The sequence below is a fragment of the Herbaspirillum sp. GW822-FHT03A08 genome, from assembly GCF_058801885.1.
Window position 1 is genome coordinate 357,114 of the sequence record NZ_JBXANR010000001.1, and the last position, 19,786, is coordinate 376,899.

General features: G+C 57.5%; 22 protein-coding genes. 1 reads left to right on the forward strand and 21 read right to left on the reverse strand.

Going from position 1 to position 19,786, the window contains the following annotated elements:
- Positions 1-25: 25 nt before the first annotated feature.
- The 11 genes from trpS to rpsP all read right to left on the reverse strand — a co-directional run bounded on the left by trpS (position 26) and on the right by rpsP (position 9,208).
- On the reverse strand, positions 26-1,078 hold the full coding sequence (gene trpS, locus AC1RN6_RS01690) for a tryptophan--tRNA ligase (protein WP_493002587.1): 1,053 nt from the start codon (positions 1,076-1,078) through the stop codon (positions 26-28).
- A 585-nt stretch (positions 1,079-1,663) separates the two neighbouring features.
- The gene (locus AC1RN6_RS01695) at positions 1,664-2,227 is read right to left on the reverse strand and encodes a glycine zipper family protein (protein WP_493002589.1); all 564 of its coding nucleotides are present in this window, start codon (positions 2,225-2,227) and stop codon (positions 1,664-1,666) included.
- A 103-nt stretch (positions 2,228-2,330) separates the two neighbouring features.
- On the reverse strand, positions 2,331-2,663 hold the full coding sequence (locus AC1RN6_RS01700) for a hypothetical protein (RefSeq protein WP_493002591.1): 333 nt from the start codon (positions 2,661-2,663) through the stop codon (positions 2,331-2,333).
- A 267-nt stretch (positions 2,664-2,930) separates the two neighbouring features.
- Positions 2,931-4,319, reverse strand: a complete 1,389-nt coding sequence (gene fumC, locus AC1RN6_RS01705; RefSeq protein WP_493002593.1) for a class II fumarate hydratase — start codon at positions 4,317-4,319, stop codon at positions 2,931-2,933.
- Positions 4,320-4,620: 301 nt separating this feature from the next.
- Positions 4,621-4,965: a DUF3579 domain-containing protein gene (locus tag AC1RN6_RS01710; protein WP_493002595.1), complete on the reverse strand. Its 345-nt coding sequence runs from the start codon at positions 4,963-4,965 to the stop codon at positions 4,621-4,623.
- Between the two features lie 170 nt (positions 4,966-5,135).
- Positions 5,136-6,092, reverse strand: a complete 957-nt coding sequence (locus AC1RN6_RS01715) for a CobD/CbiB family protein (RefSeq protein ID WP_493002596.1) — start codon at positions 6,090-6,092, stop codon at positions 5,136-5,138.
- Between the two features lie 189 nt (positions 6,093-6,281).
- The gene (locus AC1RN6_RS01720; protein ID WP_493002597.1) at positions 6,282-6,947 is read right to left on the reverse strand and encodes a CoA pyrophosphatase; all 666 of its coding nucleotides are present in this window, start codon (positions 6,945-6,947) and stop codon (positions 6,282-6,284) included.
- An 82-nt stretch (positions 6,948-7,029) separates the two neighbouring features.
- Positions 7,030-7,413 (reverse strand): 50S ribosomal protein L19, encoded by a 384-nt coding sequence (rplS, locus tag AC1RN6_RS01725; RefSeq protein WP_007879931.1) that lies wholly within the window; start codon positions 7,411-7,413, stop codon positions 7,030-7,032.
- 141 nt (positions 7,414-7,554) lie between these two features.
- Complete coding sequence (trmD, locus tag AC1RN6_RS01730) at positions 7,555-8,301, reverse strand: tRNA (guanosine(37)-N1)-methyltransferase TrmD (RefSeq protein WP_493002599.1); 747 nt, start codon at positions 8,299-8,301, stop codon at positions 7,555-7,557.
- A gap of 47 nt (positions 8,302-8,348) precedes the next feature.
- Positions 8,349-8,912, reverse strand: coding sequence for a ribosome maturation factor RimM (gene rimM / locus AC1RN6_RS01735; RefSeq protein ID WP_493002600.1), 564 nt, complete (start codon positions 8,910-8,912; stop codon positions 8,349-8,351).
- A 41-nt stretch (positions 8,913-8,953) separates the two neighbouring features.
- On the reverse strand, positions 8,954-9,208 hold the full coding sequence (rpsP, locus tag AC1RN6_RS01740; RefSeq protein ID WP_007879928.1) for a 30S ribosomal protein S16: 255 nt from the start codon (positions 9,206-9,208) through the stop codon (positions 8,954-8,956).
- Between the two features lie 282 nt (positions 9,209-9,490).
- Here rpsP and AC1RN6_RS01745 point away from each other — a divergent pair, with 282 nt between their 5' ends.
- Positions 9,491-9,907 carry a hypothetical protein gene (locus tag AC1RN6_RS01745; RefSeq protein ID WP_493002601.1) on the forward strand — a complete coding sequence of 139 codons (417 nt, stop codon included), beginning with the start codon at positions 9,491-9,493 and terminating at the stop codon, positions 9,905-9,907.
- Between the two features lie 75 nt (positions 9,908-9,982).
- On the opposite strand, the gene AC1RN6_RS01750 is transcribed toward AC1RN6_RS01745, so the two are convergent.
- The 10 genes from AC1RN6_RS01750 to AC1RN6_RS01795 all read right to left on the reverse strand — a co-directional run bounded on the left by AC1RN6_RS01750 (position 9,983) and on the right by AC1RN6_RS01795 (position 19,746).
- Positions 9,983-11,785 carry an acyl-CoA dehydrogenase gene (locus AC1RN6_RS01750; RefSeq protein ID WP_493002603.1) on the reverse strand — a complete coding sequence of 601 codons (1,803 nt, stop codon included), beginning with the start codon at positions 11,783-11,785 and terminating at the stop codon, positions 9,983-9,985.
- Positions 11,786-11,920: 135 nt separating this feature from the next.
- Positions 11,921-12,850: an electron transfer flavoprotein subunit alpha/FixB family protein gene (locus AC1RN6_RS01755; RefSeq protein ID WP_493002604.1), complete on the reverse strand. Its 930-nt coding sequence runs from the start codon at positions 12,848-12,850 to the stop codon at positions 11,921-11,923.
- Positions 12,851-12,862: 12 nt separating this feature from the next.
- On the reverse strand, positions 12,863-13,618 hold the full coding sequence (locus AC1RN6_RS01760; RefSeq protein WP_493002606.1) for an electron transfer flavoprotein subunit beta/FixA family protein: 756 nt from the start codon (positions 13,616-13,618) through the stop codon (positions 12,863-12,865).
- Positions 13,619-13,873: 255 nt separating this feature from the next.
- A complete protein-coding gene (locus AC1RN6_RS01765) occupies positions 13,874-14,833 on the reverse strand; it encodes a 2-hydroxyacid dehydrogenase (protein ID WP_493002607.1) in 960 nt (319 codons plus the stop codon).
- A 32-nt stretch (positions 14,834-14,865) separates the two neighbouring features.
- A complete protein-coding gene (locus AC1RN6_RS01770) occupies positions 14,866-15,813 on the reverse strand; it encodes a sugar kinase (protein WP_493002609.1) in 948 nt (315 codons plus the stop codon).
- A 58-nt stretch (positions 15,814-15,871) separates the two neighbouring features.
- Positions 15,872-16,618: a sugar phosphate isomerase/epimerase family protein gene (locus tag AC1RN6_RS01775; protein WP_493002611.1), complete on the reverse strand. Its 747-nt coding sequence runs from the start codon at positions 16,616-16,618 to the stop codon at positions 15,872-15,874.
- Positions 16,615-17,349, reverse strand: coding sequence for an amino acid ABC transporter ATP-binding protein (locus AC1RN6_RS01780; protein WP_050475927.1), 735 nt, complete (start codon positions 17,347-17,349; stop codon positions 16,615-16,617). The genes AC1RN6_RS01775 and AC1RN6_RS01780 overlap by 4 nt, the downstream gene beginning before the upstream one ends.
- Positions 17,336-17,986 carry an amino acid ABC transporter permease gene (locus tag AC1RN6_RS01785; RefSeq protein ID WP_493002612.1) on the reverse strand — a complete coding sequence of 217 codons (651 nt, stop codon included), beginning with the start codon at positions 17,984-17,986 and terminating at the stop codon, positions 17,336-17,338. Before AC1RN6_RS01785 ends, AC1RN6_RS01780 begins: the two co-directional genes overlap by 14 nt.
- On the reverse strand, positions 17,983-18,681 hold the full coding sequence (locus tag AC1RN6_RS01790; protein ID WP_007879909.1) for an amino acid ABC transporter permease: 699 nt from the start codon (positions 18,679-18,681) through the stop codon (positions 17,983-17,985). Before AC1RN6_RS01790 ends, AC1RN6_RS01785 begins: the two co-directional genes overlap by 4 nt.
- 258 nt (positions 18,682-18,939) lie before the next feature.
- Positions 18,940-19,746 (reverse strand): transporter substrate-binding domain-containing protein, encoded by an 807-nt coding sequence (locus AC1RN6_RS01795; protein ID WP_493002613.1) that lies wholly within the window; start codon positions 19,744-19,746, stop codon positions 18,940-18,942.
- Positions 19,747-19,786 lie beyond the last annotated feature (40 nt).

A 19,786-nucleotide genomic window follows, 5' to 3' on the forward strand; every position in this document is an offset into this window, starting at 1 on the left:
AGAACGGCGCGCCTGGAAAGCCGGATCAGAAGTAGTTGAGACCCAGTGCGCCACGCACTTCGGACACCGTCTGTGCTGCCACTGCACGAGCGCGCTCGGTACCGCGGCGCAGAATCGCCTGCACTTCACCGCGCTCCTTTTCCCATTCCTGACGACGTGTACGGATTGGTTCCAGCAAGGCTTGCAGGTGACCATCCAGACGACGTTTGAGTACGCTGTCGCCGAGACCGCCGCGGCGATAGTGTTGCTTCAACTCTTCCAGGGCAACGCGGTCCGGTTCGAAGGCGTCGAGGAAGTCGAACACCACATTGCCTTCGACCTGGCCCGAATCGTCCACACGCAAGTGATTCGGATCGGTGTACATGCGCTGGACGGCCTGTTTGATTTCATCGGGCGTGGCACCCAGGGCAATCGCATTACCGAGTGACTTGCTCATCTTGGCTTTGCCGTCGATGCCCGGCAGACGTCCGGTTTCGGACAAGACCTCTTTGCACTCCACCAGAATTTCCTTGCCGACGACATTGTTGAAACGCCGCACCAGTTCGTTGGTCTGCTCGATCATCGGCAACTGGTCGTTACCGACCGGCACCAGATTGGCTTTGAAAGCGCTGATGTCGGCGGCCTGGCTGACGGGATAGGTCAGGAAGCCGGCAGGAATATCGCGCTCGAAGCCGCGCAGGCGAATTTCTTCCTTGATGGTCGGATTGCGCTCCAGACGCGATACCGTCACCAGATTGAGCAAATGCATCGACAGCTCATACAGCTCGTAGACCTGCGACTGAATGAAGATCGTGGATTTCTCAGGATCAATGCCGACTGCCAGATAGTCGAGGGCGACTTCCAGCACGTTGTCGGTGACTTTCTGATGGCGGCCGACGTTGTCGGTCATGGCCTGGGTATCGGCCAGCAGCAGAAACTGGCTGGCTTCATGCTGCAACTGCACGCGCGACTTGAGCGAGCCGATGTAGTGGCCCAGATGCAGCGGACCGGTAGGACGGTCGCCGGTTAAAACGACAGGTTTCCGGGAAGGCGTAGAAAGGGCAGAAGATTCGGATGCTGGTGAAACATTCAAAGACATGGTCACTCCGGAAATTTCAGAATGTCGCCAGTCGATCAGCAAAAAATAATGCCGCCAGGACTGGCGGCATCACATTAACAAAAGCTGTACTGCAAAGCTGTGCAAAAGCGGGCCACCTGGGGCCTGTTGACCATCAATTTGCGAGATGCGTTCCATCCAGAAAGCGTGCTGGCAAGGCGCGTGGCGTAGCAGGTGGTGGGGCCCACCTGCAAGCCATGCAACGCGGCCAGCGCGCTTTCTGGATGGAACCCTTCGGGAACAGCAGCAGGCGTCGCCTGTCGTTGTTGCAGCTTCTTGCCATAGCACCGCTATGTCGCGTCGCTGCGCCTAGACAGTCCACGCCTGCAGCCCGTTCGCACTCGCAAATTGATGGTCAACAGGCCCTAATCAGGTGCGCCACCAATGCTGGATTTGCGTAAAGGGAATTTGTGGGATTCGGTATTGCATCGGGCGAGTATATCACCAAGATCCGCGCCTGTGCTGCATTGCAACCAGGTTGAACGCTTCCATCCCCCCTCCTCAAAATAAAAAACCGCATTGAATGCGTGATACGCACAATGCGGTTTTTCCAGCCTGCCAGAGCGATCAGTACGCGCCCGGCGGAGGACCGTAGTAACCTGGCGGCGGGCCGTAGTATCCCGGAGGCGGCGGAGGCGCCGAATAGTAGTAACGGCGCGGATGATAGGTATAGACCGTGGTCTGCGCCTGGGTCTGAATCTGGTTACCCTTGCTGTACATGCACTGGCTATAGGTCATGTCGTAGCGTTGCTGCATCGAATAATTGCCGCCCGCCGCTGCATTGCTGCCGGCTGCACTACCCACCAGCAGACCGCCGCCGGCGCCGATTGCAGCGCCCGCTCCTGCATTACCGGATGCCGCGCCGATCAGGGCACCGGCTACAGCGCCGATTGCAGTACCTGCCGCTGCGCTATTGACCGTATTGTTCTGCGTTGCCTGTGCTGCGCCGCCGATGGAATCCTGCGCATATTGCTGACACTGCATCTGCTCTGCACGGAACTGCTCATACGGCTTGCCCTTGCCTGGCATGGCCATCACGGATGGGCCGGTCGGTACGCTCACGCATCCTCCCAGCGCCAGCAGTACAGCCACAGCTGAAACAGCGCCTGTTGTCTTGTAAATTGGTTTCACGATATTGTCCTCGAAAATGACTGCCCGGCGGATGCAACGCTTATGCCGACTGCGATGGCACGGCGCCGCTGCGCGCGTTAATTGGAATCCTTAACCGGAATCCTTATTGCGGCGGAGGCTGGTTGCCGCCGGGGCCGTTCGGCACTACCTTCATCCAGTTGCTGGGGCAGCTTTGCACGTAAGGGTAATAGCCCTTGGCTTCCTGGCAGTAATACCAGTAGTTATCCGGCGCGGGATTTTGCTCCACATATACCGGAGGCGCAGTGCGTTCAACGTAGACTGGCGGCGGATAATAAACCGGCGCAGGGTAATAGGCCGGCGGCGGAATCCACAGCGGACCGCCGATATACACGCCAAAACGGGTGTGCGCAGAACTGGCGCCGCTTGCCACCATGCAACCCAGCGCAAACAATCCCAATAAAGCTGCTTTCTTCATATTCGCCTCGAATATTTCACGGAAAATCTAACGGAGACAGCAGACGCCATCTCTCTGCATTCAATATACTCAAAACGGCAACGTTTCAACGGTTTTGTTTCAATTCGTAACCCTATTTAAGAATACTGTACATGGCGCTACAAAGCCGCATACATAGGGCTTTGCCGGAAGCGGAAACGACAGCGCCGCTTCCTGGAAAGCGGCGCTGTCGGACAAGCGGAAAACTTTGGTAACAAGCTCGCCGAAGCCAGCTCGTTTTCATCGATTTTACTTCGGCCCCGTCATTTCTTCCGGCTTGATCCACTGGGCGAACTGCTCTTCGGTGACATAGCCAAGCGCCAGTGCGGCCTGTTTCAGCGTGATGCCGTCGTGATGCGCCTGCTTGGCGATCTTGGCGGCCTTGTCGTAGCCGATATGCGGCGCCAGTGCCGTCACCAGCATCAGCGAACGCTCCATCAGATCGGCGATGCGGTCGCGGTTGGCTTCAATTCCCTGAGCGCAATGCTCGTCAAAGCTGTCCATGCCGTCGGCCAGCAAACGCACACTCTGCAAGAAGTTATGCACGATCAGCGGCTTGAAGACGTTCAGTTCAAAGTTGCCCGAGGCACCGCCGATATTGATGGCCACATCGTTACCGAACACCTGCGCGCAGAGCATGGTGAGCGCTTCGCACTGGGTCGGGTTGACCTTGCCCGGCATGATGGAGCTGCCCGGTTCATTTTCCGGAATCGTCAGTTCGCCGAGGCCGGAACGCGGTCCGGAAGCCAGCCAGCGCACATCGTTGGCAATTTTCATCAAAGCGGCTGCCAGTGTTTTCAAGGCGCCGTGCGCAGACACCAGCGCGTCATGGCTGGCCAGTGCGGCGAACTTGTTCGGAGCGGTCTTGAAAGGGAAGCCGTAATGCGTCTCCAACTCTGCCGCCACGCGCATGCCGAACTCCGGATGCGCATTGAGGCCGGTGCCAACTGCCGTGCCTCCGGCCGCCAGTTCGCTCACGGCATTGAGCGTGGAAATGATCGCCATTTCCGCATGCGTCAGTTGCGCGACGTAGCCGGAAAACTCCTGTCCCAAGGTCAGCGGCGTAGCGTCCTGTAAATGCGTACGGCCGATCTTGACGATGTCCTTGAACTCGTCGGACTTCTTTTCCAGCGTGGCGCGCAGCTTGTGCAGCATCGGGATCAGATGTGTTGCAACGGCCATGCAGGCTGCCACGTGCATCGCAGTCGGGAAGATGTCGTTGGAGGACTGGCTCTGATTGACGTCGTCGTTCGGGTGCACCAGGCGCTCTTCGCCGCGTACGCCGCCCAGCAACTCCGACGCGCGGTTGGCCAGCACTTCGTTCATGTTCATGTTGCTTTGGGTGCCGGAGCCGGTCTGCCAGATCGACAGCGGAAACTCCTGAGGATGCTTGCCGGCGATCACTTCGTCGGCGGCGGCAACGATGGCGGCACCCTTCTTGGCGTCCAGCTTGCCGAGGCCTTGATTGACCACAGCACAGGAACGCTTCACTGCTGCCAGCGCGACAACCAGCTCGGCCGGCATGCGTTCGGTGGAAATATGGAAATGATGCAGCGAACGCTGCGTCTGTGCGCCCCACAGCCGATCGTCGGGGACCTCGATCAGGCCAAAGGTGTCACGCTCCATTCGATGTTTCATGATGCTTTTCTCCGCAAGAAATATGGTTCAAAAGAACCGCTACATCCCGTACGGCTCTGGCGCACGACCACAGGCTAGCTTGAGCGATATGAGACAACTTAGAACCTGTCCGAGATCTTACTGCGAGGCCATGATCCGGCGTCGTGCGGTGCTCAGAGTCGTCATGTACCGAAGTACACGCCGGTTCTCCCGCTCCGGCCGCCACCGGCTGATGGCCTCTCGCTCCAGATCGCAGGCAGGTTGATAGAACGCATTATCTCAATTGCCTGCCTGATAGCAACAGCAACTGAGGTAATGCGTCCTAGGGCTTGTCGGTTTTTTTCTCCGGCACCAGGCAGGCGTCGATGACCTGCAAGCCGTTGTCTTTGGCGAAGTTGAGCACAAAATGATACGCCAGCGGATCAAGACCGCGCAGCGCTTCATTGACGACGACAGAGCGCACGCCATTGATCATCGTAGGCAAAACGTAAGGGGAATACTGAAGGTGAGCGTTGCGTCCGCCAGTGCCTTCCGGGCGGAAACAGGACATGACGCCGCATAGTCGTTCCGCCCAGTCGCTGGGACGGAACTGTTTACCATCCTGGGTCAGACCCATGATGATGAATTCTTGTGCCGGCGCGTTGGTGGTATTGATGGGATCAGCCATGCGTGCAATTCGTTCTCTAGCGCTTGCCACATAAATAGCTTCCAGCCGGATGGGGAAGAAGCCTTCGTAACCCAAGTATTATATCTTATAGAAGACTTGGAATGTACCTATATCTGAAATATGAAATGCCTGAAAGAAACTTGTCTTTCAGGCATTTTTCCGATGTCAGGTCAGCCCAGCCAAACCGCCACAGACAAGAGCAAAAGCAGGAACATCCACAGCAACAATGCACGCCACACCAGGCCTACCGTACTCTGCAAGGTACGTGGCGAAGGCTGGTCGCCAGGGAAGCCGTCTGCGGCTTCCAGCGTGGAATCTACGGTCGCAGCATCGATCGGCAAGACGCCGGAAGCCGATTCCGCCGGTGTGCCGAAGCGCACTCCCATCGCGCCGCCACCGGCCGACAGAATGATGCCGACCGCTTCGTCTTTCCAGCGATCGGCAAAATTGCGCCAGGCATAGATTGCATCTTCAAAATTGCCAACCACCGCGAATGCCGAAGCGGTGAAACGTGCAGGAATCCAGTCGATCCAGTAGAAAGCACGCTCGGCGAAACGACCAAAGACTTCCTGCTTCATGTGATCCGGCTCGTTCCAGGCGCGCGCCAGATATTCGGCAACGCGGTACATCACGGCGCAGGCCGGACCGACCGGCATCAGGAACCAAAAGAATACGCCGAATACATGACGATGTGTGGTGACTAGGGCCTTTTCGGCTGCAATGCGGGAAATCTCAGTGATGTCCATGTCGGACGTATCTTGCTTGATCCATTCGGCCAGCAAGGCGCGCGCTGCGACTTCGTCGCCGGTATTGAGCGCCAGTTGAATCGAAGTGAAATAGTGGCTGTAGTGACGGAAACCCAATGTCATGTAGACAATCAGGACGTTCCACGCCAACGCAGCCAGCGGGCTGATGCGCAGGCAAAGCCAGTAGATCACCCCGGCCGGTACGGTCAGTGCCGCCACCATGACAAACCATCCCAGACGCCCGTGATGTGCATGACCGGCATTGAACCAGTTCTCGATGCGGGCCGCGAAGGATTTGATCCATGCATAGATGGGGTTATCCGCCCGCAACGGCTTCAATTGTTCGATCAGGAGCGCAAAGAGTATGGAAAGAAATGTCATCAAGCCGCCTTTTGGTGAGTCTTATTTGTGAGCTTCCCCGTCTGGAGAACGGAAGTGCGTAATTGGCGCGCAACGTTCTTCGGAAACACGCAAATGATACAACGGCGGCAAGAGTTGCTGATGCTTTATGTTGTCCACAAGAGATATTTTCCCTATGAAGCAGGCATCAATACAAGGAAAAATACGCGTTCAGCTGCGCAGGAAAAGGAACAGATTCCGCAGCATCCCGGCGGTCGCACCCCAGATGAAAAAACGCTGATAAGGCATCGTGTAGAAGGTCCTGCTGCCGAGTTCCTTGGAGAGTTCGATGGTGCGCCGCTGGTGATTCATACCATCCATCAGGAAAGCCAGCGGGACTTCGAAGATTTCGGCGACTTCGCGCGGATCGGGAACGACTTCAAACGGCGGTTTGATCAGCCCTGCGACCGGCGTGACGCGATAACCGGTGCCAGTAAAATATTCCGGCAGGCTGCCGATGACTTCCACGTGACTGCGCGCCAGGCCGATTTCTTCTTCGGTTTCGCGCAATGCGGTATCGATAGGCGAGACGTCGCTCAGCTCGGTGCGGCCGCCGGGAAAGCTGATCTGCCCTGCATGATCCTTCAGATCGGCGGTACGCTGCGTAAACAGCATCGCCGGGCCCTCCTTCCGCATTACGATCGGCATCAGCACTGCCGCAGGCCGCGGCGTACCGACAATCTGGCGCAGGCGCTGCTCTTCGTTGATCTCGGGCGTCCAGGGCTGCGGGCTGGCAAAGCGCTGACGCAACCAGCCTTCCTGCATGCGCTCGGCATCCAGAGGCGCCTCGCCGGCGACGGACTCTATCGGAAGAATGAGGGGATCAAAACTGGCCAAGACCATATCCTAAAAATGGAATACAAAAAGGGCGTCCGAAGACGCCCTTTTGTTCATGCATATATCAAAGACCTGATGAAGATTACGCTTCAGCCTTGGCAGTGCCACGGCGGTTAGGCAACTTCTCTTTGATACGTGCCGACTTACCGGAACGCTCACGCAGATAGTACAGCTTCGCACGACGGACATCGCCGCGGCGCTTGACTTCGATCGAAGCGATCAGTGGCGAGTACAACTGGAATGTACGCTCAACGCCTTCGCCGGAAGAAATCTTACGGACGATGAAGTTGGAGTTCAGACCACGGTTACGACGCGAAATCACAACGCCTTCGTAAGCCTGGGCGCGCTTGCGCGTACCTTCAACCACGTTGACGCTGACGATGACTGTATCGCCTGGCGCGAAGTCAGGGATATTCTTTGCGAGACGCGAGATCTCTTCTTGCTCTAATTGCTGGATCAGATCCATTTTTTACTCCAATAACCATCTTGCCGGCGCTCACTGCATCGGTTTGAAACCGATAGATGCCCGGTAGAGGATGGGGATTTATCAACAGACTGCCTTCAGGGATCTTCCGGCCTTGCCTGCACTTTTGCTACAACTGCACTACTACAAACTGTTCAGGAACTTCTCGTCCGACTTCGTCAGCAAACCATCCTGACGCGCCTTGACAATCAGATCGGGACGCTTTTTTGCGGTCGCCTCAAGCGCCCGCTCGCGCCGCCACTTCACTATCTCCGCGTGGTGCCCGCCCATCAATACCGGCGGCACTGCTACGCCTTCATACTCTTCCGGACGCGTGTAATGCGGGCAATCCAGCAAACCGTTCACAAAGCTGTCTTCGACCGCTGATGAACCGTCGTTCAGGACACCGGGCAACTGCCGGATCACAGAATCCATCAGCGCCATCGCCGGCAACTCGCCACCCGACAAAACGAAATCGCCGAGGCTGATTTCTTCATCGACATGGCTGTCGAGCAAACGCTGATCAATCGCTTCGTAACGACCGCACAACAGCACGACACCTGAATCCTGTGAAAATTGCATGACGCGTTGATGCGTCAGCGGCTTGCCTTGCGGCGACAGGTACACGACACGCGGCGAGGGCAAACCCAGATCAGTCTGCCGCTGCTTCGCCGCCGCCAGCGTCTGCTGCAAAGGCCTTGCCAGCATCACCATCCCAGGACCACCGCCATAAGGCCGGTCATCGACTGTGCGGTGATTGTCCGTTGTGAAATCACGCGGATTCCATAACGACAACGCCCATTTCTTTTGCTCGTACGCACGGCGCGTTACACCAGACTGCGTCAAAGCGGAAAACATTTCGGGGAAAAGCGTGACGACATCAAATTGCATTCGGCACTTTCTCCAATGCTGCCGGCATCACAGGTCGGATTGCCGGTTTAATAATCCAGGCCCCAGTCGACGACCATTTTTTTCTCAGTCAAAGTCACGGACTTGACGAATTGGTCGACGTAAGGAATCAGGATTTCTGTTGCCGCCTTGCTATCGGCAGTCTCTGCCGGGGAATTTGCAGGAGCAACGCGGAGGATCGGGTGTGCCCCGTTATCCATCAGATCGCTCACTACGCCCAGGGACTCGCCCTGCAAGTTCTCAACTGCCAGGCCGATCAGATCGACCCAGTAAAATTCGTCGTCGGACAACGCAGGAAAATGGCTACGCGAAATCTGCACCACAGCACCCTTGAGCGCTTCAGCACCTTCACGACCCGCCACTCCCATCAGCTTCGCTACCACGTCACCGCTGTGGTACTTGGACTGCATCATCTCGACATCGCGCAATTCCGGCTTATCCAGCCACCAGTTTTTTGCGCTCAGCAGTGCATCAGCATCCGCCGAATAAGGTTTGACTCGCACCCAGCCCTGAATACCATAAGCACCAGAGACATAACCGACCGTCACCAGATCCGAAGGAACGGTAACGCCTGATTGTAATGTGCGTGACAAACCTGTCTTACTATCGCTGCGAAACTAAAAAGCGACTGCGATTAAGCAGCAGCTTTCTTGCCTGCTTCGCTAACCAGACGAGCAACGGTTGGCGACAATTGTGCGCCAGTGCCTTGCCAGTGAGCCAGACGGTCCTGAGCGATACGGAAGGACTCTTCCTTACCGGATGCAACCGGGTTGTAGAAACCCAGACGCTCGATGAAACGGCCATCGCGGCGATTGCGCGAATCAGTTGCAACGATGTTGAAGAACGGGCGCTTCTTGGCGCCTCCACGAGCTAAACGAATAACGACCATAATGGTTCCAAAAAGTGTTCGAACACGGAAAAGACGACGATTATAGCCGAAATGTCAGCCAAACGGCAAGTTCAATGCCAGGCAAGCACCGTGTCCATCCAAGCGGGCCGGAACGACCCATTTCGCTTACCAGCCGATTACACGCCGGTTTTATTCACTTTACCTCGCGGAACCTCGTTCGCGGGGCAAGTTTCCGCGGCTATACTAGCCGCAGTTTTTTTACAACACTGTAGTGCTTCGTACTGCAGCCAACCGCGTCTTTGCCCTCAAGAAATTAACTTAATGACAATTCCGCACAAGAACAAAACCTTCACCACCTTTATCGCAGCCGTCACCGGCGGCATCGGCCTGCATCGGTTTTATCTGTATGGGCGCAAGGATATCTTCGGCTGGCTACATGCCGCGACGCTGCCGGTTTCGGCGCTGGCCATCTTGATTTTCAGCAATTCCCAGCCTTTGTTCATGGGAATGCTGTTTGTATTCTCGGTTTTGTGCGGCTTCCTGGAAGCGCTCGTCATCGGCCTGACGCCGGACGAAAAGTGGGACGCCAAACATAACCCGGCATCCGGCAAGAAATCGGAATCGCACTGGGTGCTGGCGCTGATTCTGGTGCTGACGCTCGGCATCGGCGCCATGTCGGTAATCGCTTTGCTGGCGCGCAGCTTCGATCTGCTGTTCACCGGCGGCGCTTACGGCTGATGCCTGCGCAGCCGCGGATGTTTGATGCGCCTCCTTGCCACGGACTTGCCGGATCACTCCGGCAAGTCCTGCTAATCAGAACTGCGCCTCAGTCAACGCCATGACACCGGCGCTGCCCTCGACAATCGATGCACGCAGCGAAGCAGCCTGCGTCAGCACGTGATCAGCATAGAACCGTGCTGTCGCGATCTTGGCTTTGTAGAACTGCGCGTCGCCCTCGCCTGCTTTCAGCTTGTCCACTGCCACCAGCGCAGCGCGCGCCATCTGCCATCCACCCAACACCACCCCCGCCAGCTTTAGGTAAGGCACACTGCCTGAGAACACGCTTTTGATATCGGTCTTGATGTTGGCGACAACGTAATTGACCACTTCATCCAACGCGCGCGCGCCGTCGACCAGGCGCTTGCGGATCGCCTGCAGGTCGTCGCCGAACTCTCCTGCCGCGGCAGCCGACAAGGCCGATTCCGTTTTGTGAATCTGCGCAATGATGCCTTTGGCGACAGCACCGCCATCGCGTGCCGTTTTGCGACCGACCAGATCGTTAGCCTGAATCGCGGTCGTACCTTCATAAATCGCCAGGATGCGCGCATCGCGGTAATACTGTGCGGCGCCGGTCTCTTCGATGAAGCCCATGCCGCCATGCACCTGCACACCGGTCGATGTCACATCGATCGACAACTCCGTCGACCAGCCTTTGACGATAGGCACCAGATATTCATAACAAGCCTGATTGGCCTTGCGCGTCGCCTCGTCCGGATGATGATGACCGGCGTCGGAGGCTGCCGCAGCTACGTAAGCCAATGCACGCGCCGCCTCCACCTGCGAACGCATCGACATCAGCATGCGGCGCACGTCCGGCTGGTGAATGATGGTGACCGCACCGGCAGAACCCGCCAGATCGCGCGACTGCACACGATCCTTCGCATAGGCCACAGCCTTTTGATAGGCGCGCTCAGCAACGCTGATGCCTTGAATGCCGACCGCGAAACGCGCGGCATTCATCATGATGAACATGTATTCGAGACCGCGATTCTCTTCGCCGACCAGCATACCGACGGCGCCGCCATGGTCGCCAAACTGCAAGACTGCAGTCGGACTGGCCTTGATGCCCAGCTTGTGCTCGATGGAGACGCAATGCACGTCGTTGCGCTCGCCCAGAGAACCGTCCGGCTTCACCAGGAATTTCGGCACGATGAAGAGCGAAATGCCCTTCACGCCTTCCGGCGCATCCGGCGTACGCGCCAACACCAGATGGACGATGTTTTCGGCCATGTCGTGCTCACCGTAGGTGATGAAAATCTTGGTGCCGGAAAGTTTGAACATGCCATCACCCTGCGGCACCGCGCGCGTGCGCACCAGCGCCAGATCGGAACCGGCTTGCGGCTCGGTCAGGTTCATCGTGCCGGTCCACTTGCCGGAGATGAAATTGGTCAGGTAGGTATTCTTTTGCTCTTCGGTGCCGGCCGTCATCAACGCTTCGATGGTGCCATCCGTCAGCAAGGGGCACAGGGCAAACGAGAGATTCGCCGAATTGAGCATTTCAATGCAAGGCGTCGCCACCAGCTTGGGCAAGCCCTGGCCGCCAAACTCGACAGGATGCTGCACGCCCTGCCAGCCGGCTTCACCGAACTGCTTAAAGGCTTCTTTGAAGCCCTTGCTGGTCGTGACCTTGCCGTCGCTCCATGAACTGGGATCTTTGTCGGCGGGATGATTGAGCGGCGCCACCACTTCGCCGCAGAATTTTGCATTCTCTTCCAGAATGGCTTCCACGGTTTCCGGCGTCGCGTCTTCGCAATGGGGCAATGCGTTGACTTCCGACAATCCTGCCAGTTCGTTCATCACGAACAGCATATCTTTCACTGGTGCGACGTAGCTCATCTCCGACTCCTGATTCCTTGTTGTATACGCAAATACGCAATCTCTTGTTGCGCTCAGCGCTTCTGCAACTTTTGCAACGCTTCTGTAATGCTTGAAATTAATCGGCCCCGTCAAACTGGCGGGGCCGTTTTTGGATCAACCCAGTTGCTTGACCAACTCAGGCACGACTTCGAACAAGTCGCCGACGATGCCGTAGTCCGCTACCGAGAAAATCGGTGCTTCTTCATCCTTGTTGATCGCGACGATCACCTTGGAATCTTTCATGCCGGCCAGATGCTGGATCGCGCCGGAAATACCGACGGCGATATACAGCTGCGGCGCGACGATTTTGCCGGTCTGACCGACCTGCCAGTCGTTCGGTACATAACCTGCGTCCACTGCAGCGCGTGAAGCGCCCATGGCGGCATTGAGTTTGTCGGCCAGCGGCTCGAGGATCTTGAAGCTTTCCGACGAACCCATGCCGCGGCCACCGGACACGATGATCTTGGCGGCCGTCAGTTCCGGACGATCCGACTTGGCGACTTCGCGCGAGACGAAGCTGGACTTGCCGGAGTCGGCCACTGCCGTCAGCGATTCCACTGCGGCGCTGCCACCGGAAGCGGCTGCGTCGAAACCGGTCGTACGCACGGTGATGACCTTGATGCTGTCCGACGATTGCACGGTAGCGATCGCGTTACCTGCGTAGATCGGGCGTTCGAAGGTGTCGGCGCTGTCGACCTTGGTGATTTCAGAGATCTGCGCCACGTCCAGCTTGGCGGCCACGCGTGGCAGGATGTTCTTGCCGTAGGCGGTTGCCGGCGCCAGGATGTGGGTGTATTCCTTGGCGATTGCCAGCGCTTGCTCGGCAACGTTTTCGGCCAGACCATCGGCGAATTGCGGCGCGTCGGCCAGCAAGACCTTCGACACGCCGGCGATTTGCGCGGCTGCGTCAGCGGCTGCCTTGGCGTTGTGGCCTGCGACGAGGATATGGACGTCGCCGCCGGCCTGAGCTGCGGCGGTGACGGTGTTCAATGTGCTGCCTTTGAGGCTGACATTGTCGTGTTCTGCAATGACGAGTGCGGTCATGTTGTCTCTTCCTTAGATGACTTTGGCTTCGTTTTTGAGTTTCGCGACCAGGGTTGCGACGTCAGGCACTTTCACGCCTGCGCTGCGCTTCGGCGGCTCGGTGACTTTGAGCGTCTTGACGCGCGGAGCGACGTCGACACCCAGGTCTTCCGGCTTGACGATATCCAGAGTCTTCTTCTTGGCCTTCATGATGTTCGGCAGCGTGACGTAGCGCGGTTCGTTCAGGCGCAGGTCAGTCGTCACGATGGCAGGCAAAGTCAGCGCCAATGTCTCCAGGCCGCCATCGACTTCACGGGTCACGGAGACTTTGCCGTCTTCCAGCACAACCTTGGACGCGAATGTCGCTTGCGGCCATCCCAGCAGCGCCGCCAGCATCTGGCCGGTCTGATTGGAGTCGTCGTCGATGGCTTGCTTACCGAGGATGATCAGTTGCGGTTGCTCTTTGTCCGCCAGCGCCTTCAGCAGCTTGGCGACGGCCAGAGGCTGCAGGTCGAGGTCAGCTGCGGTTTCAACCAGAATGCCGCGGTCGGCGCCGATGGCCATTGCGGTGCGCAGGGTTTCCTGGCATTGCGTGACGCCGCAGGAAACAGCGATCACTTCAGTGACCTTGCCGCCTTCTTTCAGACGCGTGGCTTCTTCCACCGCGATTTCGTCGAAGGGGTTCATCGACATCTTGACGTTGGCGATGTCCACACCGCTGCCGTCGGATTTGACGCGTACTTTGACGTTGTAATCTACTACCCGCTTGACGGGGACTAATACTTTCATCGCCTGGTCCTTGGAAAAAACGAATTGACGTAAACGTTAACTGAACGGTGATTATAAAAGCAAAAGCGGCGCAAAAGCTGGACACCACTCGAATTTAGCACGATCGTTCTTTTTAATGTGTGAAGCATACACACTAAATCGCCGCAGCGAAAGTCCCCTTGATTGCTTTTTGGATGATTTTTCCGCAGTACATCCGACAAGATGAAATCTGCCGGATGGCGTTGCTGAAGATACGGTTTACGAAGACCTGAAAGACTAAGCAGCCAGATACTGCGGTTGTGCACCGCGCAATCCGTCGATCAGATTCTGCACCGCCAACTCGGCCATCGCACGCCGCGTCTCATGCGTGGCGGAGCCGATATGCGGCAATGCAACCACGTTAGGCAGTTGCAGCAAAGGAGAATCCGCCGGCAACGGTTCTGTCTCAAAAACATCGAGGCCCGCGCCATAGATCGTCTTTTTCTGCAAGGCATCGATCAACGCCGCTTCATCGACAATCTTGCCCCGCGACGCATTGATGAAAATCGCACTGGTCTTCATCAATGAAAACTCATGCGCGCCGATCGTGCGCTCGGTCTGTGCCGTCAGCGGCAGCATCGGACAGACAAAATCAGCCTGCCGGAACAATTCTTCGCGCGAGACATAAGTCGCCGCCAGATCCCTCTCCGCTTCCGGGTTGGGCCGGGTGTTGTGATAGATGATCTTCATGCCGAAACCGTGGTGTGCCCGCCGCGCGACGGCGCTGCCGATGCGTCCCATGCCAAGCATGCCCAGCGTTTTTCCGTGTACGTTCACGCCGAACAAGGACTCGCCGATGCTGCCGGTCCACTTCCCTGACTTGACGAGTTCGGCCAGCTCCACGATGCGACGCGCGCTGGCGAGGATCAGCGAAAAAATCGCATCCGCCGTCGCCTCATTGAGTACGCCCGGCGTATGCGCCAGCATAAGGCCGCGTTTGCGGAAATATTCCAGATCAAAATTATCAACACCAACCGAAATGGTCGAGGCAATCTTCAGCAGCGGCGCAGCGTCCAGCATGTCGTTGGCAATCGGCAAACTGGCGCCGATCATGCCGTGCGCCGTCCTCAGCGCCGCGATGAATTGCTCGCGGTTGCCGGAATTGATGCCGGCAAAGCTGGTGACCTCGAACTCCGACTCCAGACGATCCTGAAGATCTGCAGGCAAGGACTTGTACACGACGACATGCTGTTTCATTTCAGATCTCTATATAACGGTAAATGTAATCATCAGGCTGAAGCGGCATTCAGTTGCGCGCGTGTCGGCAAACCTTCCATGTCGCCCACGACCTGGATTGCAAACGCGCCGATGCGATTGCCGCGCATCACGGCCTCCGGCATGGAGAGTCCTTCCAGCAAACCGCTGATTACACCAACCGCAAAGCCGTCACCGGCGCCAACCGTATCGACCACCTCTTTGACTTCAACACCGGCAACCACACCTTCTTCGCTGGCATTGCGAAAATACGCGCCCTCCGCACCCAGCTTGATCACCACCTGCTTGACGCCTTTGTCCAGATAGAACGCAGCGATGTCGCGCGGCTCGCTGTAGCCGGTAAGAATCTTCCCCTCGCTCAGTCCGGGCAGCACCCAATCCGCCTTAAAGGCCAGTTCATTGAGCTTCTGCGCCATCACTTCCTGAGATGGCCACAGCATGGGACGCAAATTGGGATCGAAAGAAATTGTCTTGCCTTTGGCACGCATGAAATCCAGCGCCTGATGGGCAAACGCCATCGTGCTGGCCGACAGCGCCGCAGCGATACCCGTGGCATGCAAATGGCGCGCGCCGCCAAAGTAGGACTCGTCGAAATCGACCTGCGACAGATGGCTGGCGGCTGAACCCTTGCGGTAATACTCAATCGCCGGATCGGCGCCATCGACCGCTTTCGCCTTGAGCTGAATCGCCGTGCGAAACTCCATGTCAGTGGCGACGTGACTGACATCCACGCCCTCTTGCGCTACGCGCTTGCGAATGAAACGGCCGAAGGAATCGTTGCCGACGCGGCTGACCCAGCCGACTTTCAGACCAAGGCGTGACAAACCGATGGCAACGTTGGTTTCTGCGCCGGCCAGACGGCGCGTGTACTTTTCTACGTCGGCAAAATCGCCGACTTCATCTGCAACAAACAAAGCCAATGCTTCGCCGTACGTGACGACGTCCAGTTGTGCTTGCGTCATTTATTTTCTTTCTGATTAATTCAGGCCGTGTCAGGCAGCGGATCTCAGGGGCGAAAAACTACGCCGAAGCCAGCATCGCCACGTAATCGCGGGTCACTGCTTCCAGATCCTTGCCGATAATGGGAAATTCGATGGCACGCTGCACTCCGCGCGGAAAGTGCGAGAACAGGCGTCGCCAGACTGCATCGTCCTCATCCAGCGGGATCGCCTTGAGCTTGCCCTTGTCGTTCCACACGCCCTTGCAGTGCACGTATTGCACGTGCCCCGCCAGGGTACGCGCGGCGACCTCTGCATCAACGCCGCTCCAGCGCCAATTGCCCATGTCGAAGGTCATACCGACCGGCACACCGGTGCCGGAACACACCGCCAGAAAATTGGCGATCGATTCCAGCTTGCCGCCGTGTTCGGTCTGATCGTTTTCCAGCAACAAGGGCACGGGAGCCTGCGCCACAAAGCGCGACCAGTCCAGCATATTGCTGGACGGCGAAAAATGTCCCAGCGACACCTTCAGGAAACGCGACTGCAATTGCTGCGCCTCGCCCATCACTTCGTCCAGCTCATCGCGCGCCAGCGAACCGTCCTTGCGGAACAATTCAATCGGCGCCGAATACACCGAGAACAGCTTGTGCTTCGCCAACAGCGCATGCAGCTCGTCAAAATCCGGCAACTCGGTAAACAACTCGCGGCGAATTTCCAGGCCCGCGGCACCAGCCGCCGCAACGATGGGGATCAGATGCGCATGGCCGACCTGGCGCACAAAATCTGCGCCATAGGCCGAAGCCGCGACCAGTACCGGGGTTTTCATTTGATGTTGCCGGCGCCGACGAACTGGCGTGCTTCCGGCGTTTGCGGATCGGCGAAGAACTCCTTCGACGGACGCGTTTCCCAGACCTTGCCCTGATGCATGAACACGGTGAGATCGGCGACGCGCCGGGCGAATTCCATTTCGTGCGTGACGAGCAACATAGTCATTCCTCCTCGGGCGAGTTCTTCCATGACTTTCAGCACTTCTTGCGTCAGCTCAGGATCCAGCGCCGACGTGACTTCGTCGAACAGCATCACCTGCGGCTCCATCGCCAGCGAACGCGCAATCGCCACGCGCTGCTGCTGACCGCCTGACAGCTGTTCCGGATAAGCATCGCGCTTGTGATCGAGGCCGACTTGCTTCAATACCTTGATCGCCGTTTCGCGCGCTTTTTCGGTTGCGACTTTCTTGACGATGCGCGGCGACAGCATCACGTTCTCTTCCACCGTCAGATGCGGGAACAGATTGTAGTGCTGGAACACCATCCCCACATCCTTGCGCAACTCGATCAGATGCTCATGTTTTGCAGTGAGCTTGTGACCGGCAACGCTGATGCTACCACCATCAATGGTCTCCAAACCGTTGATGCAACGCAGCATCGTGCTTTTTCCTGAACCGCTGCGTCCGATGATGGCAATGACCTGCCCGCGCTCGACGGACAACGATATCCCATTCAAGACCTGGTTGCTGCCAAAGCTCTTGGTGATGTTCTCGATCTCAACGATGGGCATGTAATTTCCTTTCTAGGGCAAAACTGAAGCGCGACAGCGGATAGCAGAAGATGAAGTAAATCGCTGCAACAATCGGGAATACGAGGAAGGGCTGGAAAGTTGCATTGCTGACGAGCTTGCCCGCCTGCGTCAACTCCACCAGACCGATAATGGAAGCGATCGAGGTGTTCTTGACGATCTGCACCAGGAAGCCCACCGTCGGCGGCAGTGAAATACGCACCGCCTGCGGCAGAATCACATAGCGCAATTGCTGCCAGCGTGTCATCGCCAGCGCCGTCGAGGCTTCCCATTGCGGCACCGGCACGGCTTCGATACAACCGCGCCAGATTTCGCCAAGATAGGCGCTGGTATAAATCGTCATCGCAATCGTCGCAGCCACCATCGGCGGCAGCTTGAAGCCGTAGATCGCCAGTCCGTAGAACGACAGGAACAGGATGATCAGCACCGGCGTGCCCTGGATGATCTGGATGTACACCGCCGACACCGTGCGCAGGATCTGCAGGTGCGAAGTACGCATCAGCGCGACGACGAAACCTGCCGCCCCGCCGACGATGAACGCCAGCACCGACAACAGCACCGTCCAGCGCGCGGCTTCCCACAAGAAAACAAACTGGTCCCAGGAAAATTCGGCAATCATCGGTTCCCCCTTGGCCGCGCTACGCCAAGACGGCGGCGGCGTTTAAACACAACCAGACCGATGAGCCAGAAACTGAGGCGGAACAGCAACGCCAGCAGAATGTAGAGCACCATCACGATCAGGTAAATTTCGAAGCTGCGGAAGGTTTCGGCATCGAGCAGATTGGCGCTCGCGGTCAGTTCCTCGGCAGAAATCGCCGACACCACGCTGGAGGCCAGCATCATCAGCGTGAACTGACTGGCCAGGGCCGGATAGACTTTCTCCAGCGCCGGCGTCAGCACCACATGGCGAATCACCTGCCAGCGTGTCATCGCCAGCGCCTGCGCCGCTTCGATCTGCGAAGGATGGACCGCCATCATGCCGGCGCGCACAATCTCAGTCGAATACGCGCCGAGATTAACCGTCATCGCCACCAGCGCGGCAATATTGGCATCGACCTGCACGCCTGCAGCGGGCAAGCCGAAAAAGATAATGAACAACTGCACCAGGAAAGGCGTGCTGCGGATCAGCTCCACATAGGACGTGACCGCAAAGCGGGCCGGCGCCGAACCGTGAATGCTCACGATCGCCCCGAAGATACCCACCGCCAAACCGCAGATCATCGACAGCGCACTGAGCCGGATGGTGAGCAGCGCCCCCCACAACAGCTGGTCCATGTGCTGAAAGATGAACGCAAACTGAAAATCATAAGACATCTTCTACTCCTTGCCGATTCACCACACCGCCATGAAGTTGCAACGGTCGGCGGAAACATCCGGATCACGGTTAGTGACAAATGGCCACCGACGCCTGTCAATAACTTGTCGTTCCGGCGAAAGCCGGAACCCAGCGACGTTGGCGGCTACGACGAACTTGCCGATCGCCTGTTCAAGACACTGGGTCCCAGCTTTCGCCGGGACGACGTGCTGTTAAATTCGCAGACTGGATCGAGACCCGGATTCGTTAAGCGTTTCTTAAAATACCGGCAGATTCGGCAGTGGCGAACCCGACCACTTGCGGGAAATTGCATCCAGTTCGCCGTTCAGCTTGACGTAGTAGATGAAGTTGTTGAGCCATTGCTGCAGGTCGAAAGCACCCTTGCGCACGGTCATCGAGTTCGGTTGCACCGAGTAAGGGAACTTGATGTCGATCTTGCCCGCGCCGCGTGTCTTCACGATTTCTGTCGCCATGGTGTTCGGGATCGAGATCGCATCAACCTGGCCGCTCAGCAAAGCCTGAGTCACGGTCGAGTCATCTTCGAAGCGAACCAGCACGGTACCGGCAGGCGCCAGACGTGTCAGAGCGGTGTCATTGGTGCTACCGCGCGAAACGCCGACTTTCTTCTTGACCAGATCGTTCAGGTTCTTGAACTTGGAAGCGACCGGACCGACGATGGACAATTCAAAACCGCTGTAAGGAATCGTGAACATCACCGACTTGGCGCGTTCAGGCGTTGGCGCCAATGTCGCTGCCAGGAAGTCGACCTTGCCGGATTCCAGCGCGGGGATACGTGCTGGCGGCACCAGTGGCACGATTTCCACCGGCAGGCCCAGGTACTTGCCGATCAGGTTGGCCACATCGACGTCGTAGCCGATCGGTTCGCCCTTGGCGTCGACGCTGCCGAATGGCGGCGTGCCGCTGACGACGCCGATGGTGACCTTGCCTTTTTTGATCAGGTCAGCCACGGTTTGTGCGCTGGCGCTGACCGCTGCGCTGGCGGCGCAGGCTGCAACCAGGGTCAGCGCGGCGAATTTGGTGCTGAACAGTTTCTTGATGCTCATGACTTGTCTCCTTTTTTTGCTCGTCGCCCCGGATAGAAGC

Excerpts from the sequence above, each read along its gene's own strand:
- trmD (WP_493002599.1), bottom strand. The coding sequence starts at position 8,301 with ATGCAATTTGATGTCGTCACGCTTTTCCCCGAAATGTTTTCCGCTTTG.
- AC1RN6_RS01775 (WP_493002611.1), bottom strand. The coding sequence starts at position 16,618 with ATGAAAACCCCGGTACTGGTCGCGGCTTCGGCCTATGGCGCAGATTTT.
- AC1RN6_RS01715 (WP_493002596.1), bottom strand. The coding sequence starts at position 6,092 with ATGACATTTCTTTCCATACTCTTTGCGCTCCTGATCGAACAATTGAAG.
- AC1RN6_RS01710 (WP_493002595.1), bottom strand. The coding sequence starts at position 4,965 with ATGGCTGATCCCATCAATACCACCAACGCGCCGGCACAAGAATTCATC.
- AC1RN6_RS01700 (WP_493002591.1), bottom strand. The coding sequence starts at position 2,663 with ATGAAGAAAGCAGCTTTATTGGGATTGTTTGCGCTGGGTTGCATGGTG.
- AC1RN6_RS01745 (WP_493002601.1), top strand. The coding sequence starts at position 9,491 with ATGACAATTCCGCACAAGAACAAAACCTTCACCACCTTTATCGCAGCC.
- AC1RN6_RS01760 (WP_493002606.1), bottom strand. The coding sequence starts at position 13,618 with ATGAAAGTATTAGTCCCCGTCAAGCGGGTAGTAGATTACAACGTCAAA.
- AC1RN6_RS01770 (WP_493002609.1), bottom strand. The coding sequence starts at position 15,813 with ATGACGCAAGCACAACTGGACGTCGTCACGTACGGCGAAGCATTGGCT.
- AC1RN6_RS01795 (WP_493002613.1), bottom strand. The coding sequence starts at position 19,746 with ATGAGCATCAAGAAACTGTTCAGCACCAAATTCGCCGCGCTGACCCTG.
- AC1RN6_RS01750 (WP_493002603.1), bottom strand. The coding sequence starts at position 11,785 with ATGAGCTACGTCGCACCAGTGAAAGATATGCTGTTCGTGATGAACGAA.
- AC1RN6_RS01790 (WP_007879909.1), bottom strand. The coding sequence starts at position 18,681 with ATGTCTTATGATTTTCAGTTTGCGTTCATCTTTCAGCACATGGACCAG.
- AC1RN6_RS01765 (WP_493002607.1), bottom strand. The coding sequence starts at position 14,833 with ATGAAACAGCATGTCGTCGTGTACAAGTCCTTGCCTGCAGATCTTCAG.
- AC1RN6_RS01785 (WP_493002612.1), bottom strand. The coding sequence starts at position 17,986 with ATGATTGCCGAATTTTCCTGGGACCAGTTTGTTTTCTTGTGGGAAGCC.
- rplS (WP_007879931.1), bottom strand. The coding sequence starts at position 7,413 with ATGGATCTGATCCAGCAATTAGAGCAAGAAGAGATCTCGCGTCTCGCA.
- rpsP (WP_007879928.1), bottom strand. The coding sequence starts at position 9,208 with ATGGTCGTTATTCGTTTAGCTCGTGGAGGCGCCAAGAAGCGCCCGTTC.
- AC1RN6_RS01755 (WP_493002604.1), bottom strand. The coding sequence starts at position 12,850 with ATGACCGCACTCGTCATTGCAGAACACGACAATGTCAGCCTCAAAGGC.
- trpS (WP_493002587.1), bottom strand. The coding sequence starts at position 1,078 with ATGTCTTTGAATGTTTCACCAGCATCCGAATCTTCTGCCCTTTCTACG.
- fumC (WP_493002593.1), bottom strand. The coding sequence starts at position 4,319 with ATGAAACATCGAATGGAGCGTGACACCTTTGGCCTGATCGAGGTCCCC.
- AC1RN6_RS01780 (WP_050475927.1), bottom strand. The coding sequence starts at position 17,349 with ATGCCCATCGTTGAGATCGAGAACATCACCAAGAGCTTTGGCAGCAAC.